This is a genomic window from Acinetobacter calcoaceticus ANC 3811 (assembly GCF_000399665.1).
Lineage (GTDB): Bacteria > Pseudomonadota > Gammaproteobacteria > Pseudomonadales > Moraxellaceae > Acinetobacter > Acinetobacter calcoaceticus_B.
The window spans coordinates 2692902-2706520 of the sequence record NZ_KB976986.1 but is presented as its reverse complement, the minus strand read 5'-3'; the positions used below and the strand labels follow the sequence as shown (position 1 = coordinate 2706520).

Here is a 13619-nt window from a genome sequence, read left to right as displayed (position 1 = left end):
AGGACTATAAACATGGCTAAGGCTAAGTTTGAACGTAATAAGCCACACGTAAACGTGGGCACAATCGGTCACGTTGACCATGGTAAAACAACTTTAACTGCTGCGATTGCAACTATTTGTGCAAAAACTTACGGCGGTGAAGCGAAAGATTACTCACAAATCGACTCGGCACCTGAAGAAAAAGCACGTGGTATTACAATTAATACTTCACACGTAGAATACGATTCTCCAATCCGTCACTACGCTCACGTAGACTGCCCGGGCCACGCCGATTATGTTAAAAACATGATTACTGGTGCTGCTCAGATGGATGGCGCGATCCTTGTATGTGCTGCGACTGATGGTCCAATGCCACAAACTCGTGAACACATCCTTCTTTCTCGTCAGGTTGGTGTACCTTATATTCTTGTATTCCTTAACAAGTGTGACCTTGTTGATGATGAAGAATTACTTGAATTAGTAGAAATGGAAGTTCGTGAACTTCTTTCTACTTATGACTTCCCAGGTGATGACACTCCAATCATCCGTGGTTCAGCACTTGCTGCACTTAATGGTGACCAAGGTCAGTATGGCGAATCTGCTGTAATCGAATTGGTTGCTGCGCTTGATTCTTACATTCCAGAACCAGAACGTGCTATCGACAAAGCATTCTTAATGCCAATCGAAGACGTATTCTCTATTTCTGGTCGTGGTACTGTAGTAACAGGCCGTGTTGAATCTGGTATCGTTAAAGTTGGCGAATCAGTTGAAATCGTTGGTATCCGTGACACAGTAGTAACGACTGTAACTGGCGTAGAAATGTTCCGTAAATTGCTTGACGAAGGTCGTGCAGGCGAGAACTGTGGTGTTCTTCTACGTGGTACTAAGCGTGAAGACGTACAACGTGGTCAAGTACTTGCTAAACCAGGTACAATCAAGCCGCACACTAAATTCGATGCAGAAGTATACGTACTTTCTAAAGAAGAAGGTGGTCGTCATACTCCATTCCTTAACGGCTACCGTCCACAGTTCTACTTCCGTACAACTGACGTAACTGGCGCAATCCAATTACAAGACGGCGTTGAAATGGTTATGCCAGGTGACAACGTTGAAATGTCAGTAGAATTAATCCACCCAATCGCAATGGACCCAGGTCTACGTTTTGCGATCCGTGAAGGTGGTCGTACTGTAGGTGCTGGTGTTGTTGCGAAAGTAACTGCATAAGCATAATATAGTTACGGATTACGTCTCAGGTTGAGGGCTTTGGCTCTCAACCTGCATTATAGGTCAGTAGTTCAATTGGTAGAGCGTCGGTCTCCAAAACCGAATGTTGGGGGTTCGAGTCCCTCCTGGCCTGCCATATTTTGAAATAAAAAGCTTGATGCTGGCTTAGTTGTTCATATAATAAGTCGCGAGTTCTACGACGAGTACAAAAATGTCGAATGATAAATCGCGCGACGCATTGAGCGACGCGCCAATTCCTCAAAGAAATAATTCTGCTGAAGTTGTTCGTTCTGGTTCACCTCTAGATATTGTTCTATGGGTGATTGCGATTGCATTATTGGTTTTAGCTGTTATGGCGAATCAGTATTTACCAGCGCATTGGGCGCCTGCCAATAATATCTGGGTGCGCGTTGGGGCAATTTTTGCTTGTATCGTTGTGGCTTTGGGTTTATTATACGCCACCCATCAAGGTAAAGGCTTCGTTCGTTTGCTAAAAGATGCACGAGTCGAATTGCGTCGAGTAACTTGGCCAACAAAACAAGAAACAGTCACCACATCGTGGCAGGTTCTATTGGTTGTAGTTGTTGCATCATTGGTTTTATGGTGTTTTGACTATGGTTTGGGTTGGTTAATTAAGTTGATTATCGGGTAAAAGAGCTATGAAACGTTGGTACATTATTCATGCCTATTCTGGTTATGAAAAACAAGTGTTACGTTCACTTACAGAACGAATCCAGCGTAGCGCTGTTGCTGATAGCTTTGGTGATGTCCTTGTTCCTACCGAAGAAGTGGTAGAAATGAAGGATGGTAAGAAACGTAAATCTGAGCGCAAATTCTTTCCAGGCTATGTGTTAGTCGAAATGGAAATGAATGATGATACTTGGCATATCGTTAAAGAATGTCCAAAGGTTCTAGGTTTTATCGGTGGTACACCTGAAAAACCAGCACCAATCACTCAGCGTGAAGCAGATGCGATTCTTGCGCGTGTACGTAACACAGGTGAAGCACCACGTCCTAAGACGATGTTTGAGCCGGGTGAAGAATTACTTGTTATTGACGGTCCATTCACAGACTTTAAAGGTGTGGTGGAAGAAGTTCAATACGAGAAGTCACGTTTAACGTTGACGATTAACGTATTTAATCGACCAACTCAGGTTGAACTCGAATTTCGCCAAGTCGAAAAAACGATTTAATCTTAATTGGTTGAAAAGCGCCCGATTTTATCGGGCATTGTTGTTGTAATAGAAGTGTATCGTAAAGATTGGGGAGCCTAGCGGCGTTTGTACCCAGAGGTATTTTAAAATGGCTAAGAAGATTGACGGCTATATCAAGCTGCAAGTTCCAGCTGGTAAAGCAAATCCATCTCCACCAATTGGTCCTGCATTAGGTCAACGTGGTGTAAACATCATGGCATTCTGTAAAGAATTCAATGCTGCTACACAAAAAGTTGAACAAGGTCTTCCAATTCCTGTAGTGATTACTGTGTACAACGACAAGTCGTTCACATTCATCATGAAAACTCCTCCAGCTTCTATCCTTCTTAAGAAAGCTGCTGGTATCCAGAAGGGTTCAGCTGTACCAAACAAAACTAAAGTTGGTAAGTTGACTCGTGCTCAGTTAGAAGAAATTGCGACTACTAAAGAACCAGATTTAACTGGTGCTGATTTAGACGCACGTGTACGTACCATCGCTGGTTCTGCACGTTCTATGGGCTTGGAAGTGGAGCTATAAGACATGGCAAAGTTAACTAAACGTCAAAAAGCCATTGCTGCTGCTGTTGAAGCAAACAAAGTTTATACTTTGGAAGAAGCGGTGCAAGTTCTTAACAGCCTACCTGCTGCGAAGTTCAAAGAATCTTTAGATGTAGCTGTAAATCTTGGTGTAGACCCGCGTAAATCTGACCAGGTTGTTCGTGGCGCGACTACATTACCTGCTGGTACTGGTAAAACTGTACGTGTAGCAGTATTTGCTCAAGGTGCGCAAGCAGAAGCTGCTAAAGAAGCTGGTGCAGACATCGTAGGTTTTGATGACCTTGCTGAAAGCATCCAAGGTGGAAACCTTAACTTTGATGTTGTAATCGCAGCTCCTGACGCTATGCGTGTTGTTGGTAAGCTCGGTACAATCCTTGGTCCACGTGGTTTAATGCCAAACCCTAAAGTTGGTACTGTAACTCCTGATGTAGCGAATGCTGTTAAAAACGCTAAATCTGGTCAGGCTCGTTACCGTGTAGACAAAGCGGGTATTATCCATGCTGCGATCGGTCAGTTAGGCTTTGATGCTGCTGCTATCCGTCAAAACGTTGAAACCTTAGTTGCTGACTTGAAAAAGTTAAAACCTGCAACTTCTAAAGGTATATACATCAAAAAGATCACTTTGAGCTCAACTATGGGTCCTGGTCTTACTGTTGATGTAAGCAACGTTTCTAACTAAGTTTTAAACTTAGTCAAGAATTTTAAAGTCCTGATTGAGGGCAGGGTGTAAAAAATCATAGATTTTTTACACCCATTCAAAGTAATGCTTTGTTTCCTCACTCATCAGGCGGACTTTGAATTGATAAATGTAAATTTATCAGCGTCAAAGACCACAGGCGAAGAGACTTCTTTTGAATATCTTCTTAATAGCCCAGCCTGCGTAGACGCGGTGGTGTGATTTATTCCTCCTCCGCGTGCAAGTCAAATCCTTGTTGACTTGCGAATTGGGAGTGTACTTTTTTGAGTACATAAATCACCGTTAGGAGGTTTTACAATGGCTCTTCTTATTGAAAGCAAAAAACAGATCGTTGCTGAAGTGGCTCAAACTGCTTCTACAGCGTTCGCTGCCGTTGTTGCTGACTATCAAGGTTTAACCGTTGAGCAATTAACTACTCTTCGTGTTGAAGCTCGTAAACTAGGTGTTGCTACACGCGTTGTACGTAACACTTTGGCTAAACGTGCTCTTCAAGATACGCAATTTGCAATCTTGAATGACAACCTTGTTGGCCCAACAATCTTAGCATTCTCAACTTCTGAAGACGATATGGGTGCAGCTGCACGCTTGTTTGAAGAATTTGCTAAAACTAACAAAGCATTTGAATTAAAAGCTGCTGCATTTGACGGCAAACTTTATCAAGGTGCTGAAGTTAGCGTTATCGCAAATCTTCCAAACCAAGAAAAAGCGCTTACTATGCTCGCATCTGTTCTTCAAGCTCCTATTTCGAAATTGGGTCGCTTACTTACAGCGCTTCAAGAGAAAAACGAGTCAGAAGCTGCTTAAGCTTAAATCTACTTCCACACCATTCAATACCCATTTGGAGTTAATCTCATGGCTTTAACAAACGAAGAAATCCTAAACGCAGTTGCTGAAAAAACTGTTCTTGAACTTGTTGAACTTATTTCTGCTTTTGAAGAAAAATTCAACGTATCTGCTGCTGCTGTAGCTGTAGCTGCTGCTCCTGCTGCTGCTGCTGCTGAAGAGCAAACTGAATTCAACGTTGAGTTGACTTCTTTCGGTGCTAACAAAGTAGCTGTAATTAAAGCAGTTCGTGAAGCAACTGGCCTTGGTCTTAAAGAAGCTAAAGACCTAGTTGAAGGTGCTCCACAAGTTCTTAAAGAAGGCATTTCTAAAGAAGAAGGCGAAGAACTTAAGAAGAAACTTGAAGAAGCTGGTGCTACAGTTACACTTAAGTAATTGTAAAAGGAGTCGGTTTTTAAATCGGCTCCATAAAATGGCTGATGGCTCTTGGGTCATCAGCCTTTTTGCGTTACAATAATCGGCTCGATTTTTGTTTGTTCTGTACAATAACTGTCATATTTCAGAATAATCAAAGTAATTTCAAATGTTTACCAATATTTTTCTTTTTAAAAAATATTGTTAAGCGTTTTAATACCACTAAAAATTGCAGCATTTGTAAACAGTGGTGGCCATATCGGCCTGTGTAATTCCTTCTGAGCCCGTTCTGCAGGCGGGCTTGGTTTACTTTCCGAGGACTCCAGATGGCATACTCATATACCGAAAAGAAACGGATCCGTAAGAATTTTGGTAAATTGCCCCAAGTAATGGAAGCACCGTACTTACTTTCGATCCAGGTCGATTCGTATAGAACGTTCTTGCAAGGTGGCAAAACTCCAAAAAACCGCGAAGATATCGGTCTCCAAGCCGCATTTCGTTCAGTTTTCCCTATAGAAAGTTATTCTGGCAATGCTGCTTTAGAATTTGTTGAGTATAGCCTTGGTAAGCCTGAGTTTGATGTGCGTGAATGTATTTTACGTGGTTCGACTTATGCGGCACCAATGCGCGTAAAAATTCGTTTGATTATTAAAGATCGCGAAACTAAATCTATTAAAGACGTACGTGAACAAGAAGTCTACATGGGTGAAATGCCACTCATGACAGACAATGGTACCTTTGTAATCAATGGTACTGAGCGTGTAATCGTATCTCAATTACACCGTTCACCTGGTGTGTTCTTTGATCACGATAAAGGCAAAACTCATTCAAGTGGTAAAGTACTTTATTCTGCACGTATTATTCCTTACCGTGGTTCATGGTTAGATTTCGAATTTGATGCAAAAGATTTAGTTTATGTACGTATTGACCGTCGTCGTAAATTATTAGCAACTGTTGTGTTGCGTGCATTGGGTTATAACAATGAACAAATCTTGAATTTGTTCTATGAAAAAGTGCCTGTATATCTTGATATGGGTAGCTATCAAATTGACCTCGTTCCAGATCGTCTGCGTGGCGAAATGGCGCAATTTGATATTGCAGATAATGATGGCAAAATCATTGTTGAGCAAGGTAAACGTATTAATGCACGTCACGTACGTCAAATGGAAGCTTCTGGTTTAGCTAAGCTATCAGTTCCTGATGAGTACCTGTATGAGCGTATCACTGCTGAAGATATTACTTTACGTAATGGTGATGTGATTGCTGCAAATACGTTGTTAAGCCATGAAATTATGGTGAAACTAGCAGAAGGCGGTGTTAAACAGTTCAATATCTTGTTTACGAACGATATTGACCGTGGTTCATTTGTTGCTGATTCATTACGTGCTGACACAACATCTGGTCGTGAAGAAGCATTAGTTGAAATCTATAAAGTAATGCGTCCAGGCGAGCCACCAACAAAAGAAGCTGCTGAAAACTTATTTAATAACTTATTCTTCTCTTCTGAACGTTATGACTTATCTCCAGTAGGTCGTATGAAGTTTAACCGTCGTTTGGGTCGTCCATACGAAGTTGGTACTGATCAGAAGTCACGTGAAGTAGAAGGTATTTTATCGCACGAAGATATCATCGATGTATTACGTACATTAGTTGAAATCCGTAACGGTAAAGGTGAAGTCGATGATATCGATCACTTGGGTAACCGTCGTGTACGTTCTGTTGGTGAAATGACTGAAAACCAATTCCGTGTTGGTTTGGTTCGTGTTGAGCGTGCTGTTAAAGAACGTTTAAGCCAAGCAGAAACAGATAATTTATCTCCACAAGATTTAATTAACGCAAAACCAGTTGCAGCTGCAATCAAAGAATTCTTTGGTTCAAGCCAATTGTCTCAGTTTATGGACCAGAACAATCCATTATCTGAGATTACACATAAACGTCGTGTTTCAGCGCTTGGACCTGGTGGTTTAACGCGTGAACGTGCGGGCTTTGAAGTACGTGACGTACATCAAACTCACTATGGTCGTGTATGTCCAATTGAAACGCCGGAAGGTCCAAACATTGGTTTGATCAACTCGCTTTCTGTTTATGCAAAGGCGAATGATTTTGGTTTCTTGGAAACACCTTACCGTAAAGTGGTAGATGGCCGAGTAACTGATGCTGTTGAATACCTTTCTGCTATTGAAGAAGTGGGTACTGTTATTGCACAGGCCGATTCTGCGCTAGATAAAGATGGTAACTTAACAGAAGATATGGTTTCTGTTCGTCATCAAGGTGAATTTGTACGTATCTCACCTGAAAAAGTGACGCATATGGATGTATCTGCACAGCAGGTTGTATCTGTAGCTGCATCACTTATTCCATTCCTTGAACACGATGACGCGAACCGTGCATTGATGGGTTCAAACATGCAACGTCAGGCGGTTCCTACTCTACGTGCGGATAAACCGCTTGTAGGTACAGGTATGGAAGCGAACGTTGCACGTGACTCGGGTGTATGCGTGATCGCTGACCGTGGTGGTGCGATTGAATATGTAGATGCTTCTCGTATCGTTATTCGTGTAAACGAAGACGAAATGATTGCAGGTGAGGCTGGTGTAGATATTTACAACCTCATTAAATATACACGTTCTAACCAAAACACTTGTATCAACCAAAATATTATCGTGAATTTGGGCGACAAAGTTGCTCGCGGTGACATCTTGGCAGACGGTCCGTCAACAGATATGGGTGAGCTTGCGCTTGGTCAAAACATGCGTGTAGCGTTCATGACGTGGAATGGTTACAACTATGAAGACTCGATCTTGTTATCTGAGCGTGTACTTCAAGAAGACCGTTTAACTTCTATTCATATTCAAGAATTATCATGTGTAGCGCGTGATACTAAGTTAGGTGCAGAAGAAATTACTGCCGATATTCCTAATGTAGGTGAAGCTGCACTTTCTAAACTTGATGAATCGGGTATCGTTTATATTGGTGCGGAAGTTACTGCTGGTGACATCCTTGTTGGTAAAGTAACGCCTAAAGGTGAAACTCAGTTAACTCCTGAAGAAAAATTGCTTCGTGCAATCTTTGGTGAGAAAGCAGCTGATGTTAAAGACTCATCTTTACGTGTTCCATCTGGTACTAAAGGTACAGTTATCGATGTTCAAGTCTTCACTCGTGATGGCTTAGAGAAAGATGACCGTGCGATGGCAATTGAAAAAGCACAGCTTGATGCTTACCGTAAAGACTTGAAAGAAGAATACAAGATCTTTGAAGAAGCAGCTCGTGAGCGTGTAATTCGTTTGCTTAATGGCCAAGAGTCTAACGGCGGTGGTTCGACTAAACGTGGCGATAAGCTCGTTGAAGGTATGTTGTCTGGTTTAGAGCTTGTTGACTTACTTGAAATCCAACCTACAGACGAAGCAATTGCTGAACGTTTATCTCAAATTCAAGTGTTCTTGAAAGAGAAGAGCGCAGAAATTGATGAGAAGTTTGCAGAGAAGAAACGTAAGCTTTCGACTGGTGATGAGTTAACAACAGGTGTTCTTAAAGTTGTTAAAGTTTACCTAGCAGTTAAACGTCGCATTCAGCCTGGTGATAAAATGGCTGGTCGTCACGGTAACAAAGGTGTTGTATCTAACATCTTACCTGTTGAAGACATGCCACACGATGCTAACGGTGTACCGGTAGATATCGTATTGAACCCATTGGGTGTACCATCTCGTATGAACGTGGGTCAGATTCTTGAGACTCACTTGGGTATGGCGGCTAAAGGGCTTGGCGATAAAATCGAAAAAATGTTGAAAGAACAGCGTACAGTTTTAGAACTTCGCGAATTCTTAGACAAGATTTATAACAAAGTCGGTGGCGAGCAAGAAGATCTTGATAGCTTAACTGATGCTGAAGTTTTAGCTCTTTCTGGCAACTTACGTGCTGGTGTGCCTTTGGCTACTCCTGTATTTGATGGTGCTGAAGAAAGCCAAATTAAAGACTTACTTGAATTAGCTGACATTTCACGTACTGGTCAAACAGTATTGTTTGATGGTCGTACGGGTGAACAGTTTGATCGTCCTGTAACTGTAGGTTACATGTACATGCTCAAATTGAACCACTTGGTTGATGACAAAATGCATGCGCGTTCAACTGGTTCTTACTCACTTGTTACACAGCAACCGCTTGGTGGTAAAGCACAGTTCGGTGGTCAGCGTTTCGGTGAGATGGAGGTTTGGGCACTTGAAGCTTACGGTGCAGCATATACTCTTCAAGAGATGTTAACTGTTAAGTCGGATGACGTTGAAGGTCGTACACGTATCTATAAGAATATTGTAGATGGTAACCATTATATGGATCCAGGTATGCCTGAATCGTTCAACGTATTGACCAAAGAGATCCGTTCTTTAGGTATCAACATTGAACTGAAAAATGGTGACTAAGTCGTAAGACTCACGATTTTTTAGGAAAAAACAATATTTGTGACCCAGTCGGGTAAGCGTTGCTTCCCGACACACGGAGAAAAAAATTGAAAGACTTGCTCGATATCATGCGTAAGAAAACGGACTCAGATGGTCATGCACCAATTGAGTTTGACCGTATCCGTATTGGTCTTGCGTCACCAGAAATGATTAAGTCATGGTCTCATGGTGAAGTTAAAAAACCTGAGACAATTAACTACCGTACTTTTAAACCAGAACGTGACGGTTTGTTCTGTGCCAAAATTTTTGGTCCAGTAAAAGATTACGAATGCTTGTGTGGTAAATACAAGCGTATGAAATACAAAGGCGTCATTTGTGAAAAATGTGGCGTTGAAGTAACTACAGCGAAAGTTCGTCGTGAACGTATGGGTCACATTGAACTCGCTTCTCCAGTTGCACATATCTGGTTCTTAAAATCGTTACCATCTCGTATCGGTTTATTACTTGATATGACGCTTCGTGATATCGAACGTGTATTGTATTTCGAATCATACGTTGTAACTGATCCTGGTATGACTCCGTTTGAAAAGTATCAACTTTTAACAGACGAAGAATACTTCAATGCACTCGAAGAACACGGTGATGAATTCACTGCGAAAATGGGTGCAGAAGCGATTCAGGACTTATTAAAAGATATCGATCTTGAAGCTGAAATCGCACGTTTACGTGAAGAAATTCCTCAAACAACTTCTGAAACGAAGTTGAAAAAAGCGTCTAAACGCTTGAAATTGATGGAAGCATTCAACGATTCAAACAACAAGCCAGAATGGATGGTGATGAATGTACTTCCTGTACTTCCACCTGATTTACGTCCATTAGTTCCACTTGAAGGTGGTCGTTTCGCGACTTCTGACTTGAACGATTTATATCGTCGTGTCATTAACCGTAACAACCGTTTAAAACGTCTTCTTGATCTTGCAGCACCAGACATTATCGTACGTAACGAAAAACGTATGTTACAAGAGTCTGTAGATGCATTGCTTGATAACGGTCGTCGTGGTCGTGCAATTACTGGTTCTAACAAACGTCCGTTAAAATCTTTGGCAGATATGATCAAAGGTAAACAAGGTCGTTTCCGTCAGAACTTACTTGGTAAGCGTGTTGACTATTCTGGTCGTTCGGTAATTACTGTAGGTCCTACTTTACGTCTTCACCAATGTGGTCTTCCGAAGAAAATGGCACTTGAATTATTCAAGCCATTCATTTTCGCTAAACTACAAGCTTCAGGTCAGGCAACAACCATTAAAGCTGCGAAGAAAATGGTTGAGCGTGAGACTCCAGAAGTTTGGGACGTTCTTGCTTCTGTAATTCGTCAACATCCAGTCATGTTGAACCGTGCGCCAACACTTCACCGTTTAGGTCTTCAAGCATTTGAGCCTATTCTTATTGAAGGTAAGGCAATCCGTCTTCACCCACTCGTTTGTGCTGCGTTTAACGCCGACTTCGACGGTGACCAAATGGCGGTACACGTTCCATTGACACTTGAAGCACAGTTAGAAGCTCGTGCATTGATGATGTCAACAAACAACATCTTGTCACCAGCAAATGGTGAGCCGATCATCGTTCCTTCTCAGGACGTTGTCTTAGGCCTTTATTACATCACACGTGATGCGATCAATGCTAAAGGCGAAGGCATGGTGTTTGCTGATACTCACGAAGTAAACCGTGCACTTGCAACTGGTCAGGTTGCGATTCATGCTCGTGTTAAAGTACGTGTGCATCAAACTGTTATCAATGAAGATGGTGAACGTGAACACGGAACTATTATTGTTGAAACAACACCAGGTCGTTGTTTGCTTTGGGAAGTTGTTCCACAAGGCTTAAGCTTTGACATGATCAACCTTGAGATGACTAAAAAGAACATCTCGAAGTTAATCAACTCTTGTTACCGTAAACTTGGTTTGAAAGATACAGTTATCTTTGCTGACCAATTAATGTACTTGGGCTTCCGTCAGGCGACTCGTTCAGGTGTATCTGTAGGTATGGAAGACATGCTTATTCCACCTACTAAGCACACAATTATTGACAAAGCAGAAACAGAAGTTCGTGAAATCGAACAACAGTTCGAACAAGGTTTCGTAACTGCTGGTGAGCGTTATAACAAAGTTGTCGATATCTGGGCGCGTACAAACGACCAAGTTGCTAAAGCAATGATGGATAACTTGTCTTATACCGTTGTGAAAAACAAACAAGGTGAAGACGAGAAGCAAAAATCATTCAACAGCATCTATATGATGTCTGACTCTGGTGCCCGTGGTAGTGCGGCACAGATTCGTCAGCTTGCTGGTATGCGTGGCTTGATGGCAAAACCGGACGGTTCGATTATCGAAACGCCAATTAAAGCGAACTTCCGTGAAGGTTTAACAGTACTTCAGTACTTTATTTCAACACACGGTGCGCGTAAAGGTTTGGCCGATACAGCATTAAAAACTGCGAACTCTGGTTACTTGACTCGTCGTCTTGTAGACGTAGCGCAAGATTTGGTAATTACCGAGCCTGACTGTGGTACAGCGGGTGGTTTGGTAATGACTCCGTTCATTCAAGGTGGCGATGTAATCGAACCTTTACGTGACCGCGTATTGGGTCGTGTAACGGCTGAAGATGTACGTCGTGCGTCTGATGATGAAGTTGTATTACCTCGTGGTACGTTAATTGACGAAAAAATCGCAGCTCATCTTGAAGAAGCGGGTGTGGATGAAGTCAAAGTACGTTCAGTAATTGCTTGTGAATCTGCTTTTGGTGTATGTGCTAGATGTTATGGCCGTGACCTTGCACGTGGTCACTTGGTTAACCCAGGTGAATCAGTAGGTGTAATGGCAGCACAGTCTATTGGTGAACCAGGTACACAGTTAACAATGCGTACGTTCCACGTTGGTGGTGCTGCGAGCCGAACTTCTGCTGCAAACAGTGTTCAAGTACGTAACAAAGGTACTGTACGTTTCCATAACGTGAAAACTGTACAACATGCAAAAGGTCACTTGGTTTCAGTTTCTCGTTCAGGTGAAATTGGTATTGCCGATGACTTAGGTCGTGAACGCGAGCGCTATAAACTTCCTTACGGTGCAAGCATCTTGTTGAAAGATGGTGAATCTGTAGAAGCTGGCGGTATCGTAGCGACTTGGGATCCGCATACACATCCATTAGTAACAGAAGTTGCTGGTAAAGCACGTTTCAGCCAAATCGCTGATGGTGTAACTGCAACATCAAAAACTGATGATGCAACTGGTATGACTACTGTTGAAATCTTACCTGTAACAGCTCGTCCTGCTTCTGGTAAAGATTTACGTCCTGCAATCGTATTGGATACAACAGATGGCGGCGAACAGTTCTACTTCTTGCCACAAAACACAATCGTAACAGTTCGCGATGGCGAAACGATTGGTGTGGGTGACGTAATTGGTCGTGTACCACAAGAAACATCACGTACTCGTGATATTACCGGTGGTCTTCCGCGTGTAGCTGACTTGTTCGAAGCACGTAAGCCGAAAGAACATGCAATTCTTGCTGAAGTTTCAGGTGTTGTGAGCTTCGGTAAAGAAACTAAGGGTAAAAACCGTTTGGTAATTAGCCCTGATGATGGTTCTGAGATCTACGAAGAGTTGATTCCAAAATGGCGTCAAATCAACGTGTTCGAAGGCGAGCATGTGAACCGTGGTGAAACTGTTTCTGATGGTCCACAAAACCCGCATGACATCTTACGTTTGAAAGGCGAAGTTGCATTAACTAACTACATCGTGAACGAAGTTCAAGACGTATATCGTCTCCAAGGTGTAAAAATCAACGACAAACATATTGAAGTTATTGTACGTCAAATGTTGCGTAAAGTTGATATCACCGATGGTGGCGATACAAGCTTCATCAAAGGCGAGCAAGTGGATTACATCCGCATGGTACAAGAGAACCAAGCTGTCTTGGCTCAGAATAAGTTCCCTGCGAAGTTCGAACGTTTATTGATGGGTATCACTAAAGCGTCGCTTTCTACTGACTCGTTTATCTCTGCTGCATCGTTCCAGGAAACAACTCGTGTGTTAACTGAAGCAGCTGTAACAGGTAAAGAAGATGAATTACGTGGCTTGAAAGAAAACGTTGTAGTAGGTCGCTTGATTCCAGCTGGTACTGGTCTTGCATACCATCTAGAACGTCGTCGTCAAGAATCAGAAGCTGCTGAACATGAGCTTCACAATGACTTTAGCGAAGTAGACCAAGCATTCAGCCAAGCATTAAACTCAGAACAATTCTAAGTTTAGACTGGCACTAAAAAAGGCACCTCAGGGTGCCTTTTTTATTTAGATTTATTTATAACAATTAAAAGGGGTA

The 13619-nt window shown here is 42.2% G+C and carries 9 protein-coding genes and 1 tRNA gene; all 10 read left to right on the top strand.

Annotated features, from left to right (window positions below):
* Positions 1-12 precede the first annotated feature (12 nt).
* The 10 genes from tuf (at position 13) to rpoC (ending at position 13543) form a co-directional block, all read left to right on the top strand.
* Positions 13-1203, top strand: coding sequence for an elongation factor Tu (gene tuf, locus F935_RS13935; RefSeq protein ID WP_016139052.1), 1191 nt, complete (start codon positions 13-15; stop codon positions 1201-1203).
* Between the two features lie 60 nt (positions 1204-1263).
* A tRNA-Trp gene (locus F935_RS13930) sits at positions 1264-1339 on the top strand.
* A 75-nt stretch (positions 1340-1414) separates the two neighbouring features.
* Positions 1415-1855, top strand: a complete 441-nt coding sequence (gene secE / locus F935_RS13925; protein WP_004640737.1) for a preprotein translocase subunit SecE — start codon at positions 1415-1417, stop codon at positions 1853-1855.
* Positions 1856-1862: 7 nt separating this feature from the next.
* Positions 1863-2396 carry a transcription termination/antitermination protein NusG gene (gene nusG / locus F935_RS13920; protein ID WP_003654499.1) on the top strand — a complete coding sequence of 178 codons (534 nt, stop codon included), beginning with the start codon at positions 1863-1865 and terminating at the stop codon, positions 2394-2396.
* 109 nt (positions 2397-2505) lie between these two features.
* Positions 2506-2934, top strand: coding sequence for a 50S ribosomal protein L11 (rplK, locus tag F935_RS13915; RefSeq protein WP_016139481.1), 429 nt, complete (start codon positions 2506-2508; stop codon positions 2932-2934).
* 3 nt (positions 2935-2937) lie between these two features.
* Positions 2938-3633, top strand: coding sequence for a 50S ribosomal protein L1 (gene rplA / locus F935_RS13910; protein WP_016139480.1), 696 nt, complete (start codon positions 2938-2940; stop codon positions 3631-3633).
* A 315-nt stretch (positions 3634-3948) separates the two neighbouring features.
* Positions 3949-4455 (top strand): 50S ribosomal protein L10, encoded by a 507-nt coding sequence (gene rplJ, locus F935_RS13905; RefSeq protein ID WP_016139479.1) that lies wholly within the window; start codon positions 3949-3951, stop codon positions 4453-4455.
* Between the two features lie 48 nt (positions 4456-4503).
* Positions 4504-4869, top strand: a complete 366-nt coding sequence (gene rplL, locus F935_RS13900) for a 50S ribosomal protein L7/L12 (protein WP_003654503.1) — start codon at positions 4504-4506, stop codon at positions 4867-4869.
* 305 nt (positions 4870-5174) lie between these two features.
* Positions 5175-9263 (top strand): DNA-directed RNA polymerase subunit beta, encoded by a 4089-nt coding sequence (gene rpoB / locus F935_RS13895; RefSeq protein WP_016139478.1) that lies wholly within the window; start codon positions 5175-5177, stop codon positions 9261-9263.
* Positions 9264-9349: 86 nt separating this feature from the next.
* A complete protein-coding gene (gene rpoC / locus F935_RS13890; protein WP_016139477.1) occupies positions 9350-13543 on the top strand; it encodes a DNA-directed RNA polymerase subunit beta' in 4194 nt (1397 codons plus the stop codon).
* Positions 13544-13619 lie beyond the last annotated feature (76 nt).

Coding starts and splice junctions, on each gene's coding strand:
- rplL (WP_003654503.1), top strand. CDS start 4,504: ATGGCTTTAACAAACGAAGAAATCCTAAACGCAGTTGCTGAAAAAACT.
- rpoB (WP_016139478.1), top strand. CDS start 5,175: ATGGCATACTCATATACCGAAAAGAAACGGATCCGTAAGAATTTTGGT.
- tuf (WP_016139052.1), top strand. CDS start 13: ATGGCTAAGGCTAAGTTTGAACGTAATAAGCCACACGTAAACGTGGGC.
- nusG (WP_003654499.1), top strand. CDS start 1,863: ATGAAACGTTGGTACATTATTCATGCCTATTCTGGTTATGAAAAACAA.
- rplA (WP_016139480.1), top strand. CDS start 2,938: ATGGCAAAGTTAACTAAACGTCAAAAAGCCATTGCTGCTGCTGTTGAA.
- rplJ (WP_016139479.1), top strand. CDS start 3,949: ATGGCTCTTCTTATTGAAAGCAAAAAACAGATCGTTGCTGAAGTGGCT.
- rplK (WP_016139481.1), top strand. CDS start 2,506: ATGGCTAAGAAGATTGACGGCTATATCAAGCTGCAAGTTCCAGCTGGT.
- secE (WP_004640737.1), top strand. CDS start 1,415: ATGTCGAATGATAAATCGCGCGACGCATTGAGCGACGCGCCAATTCCT.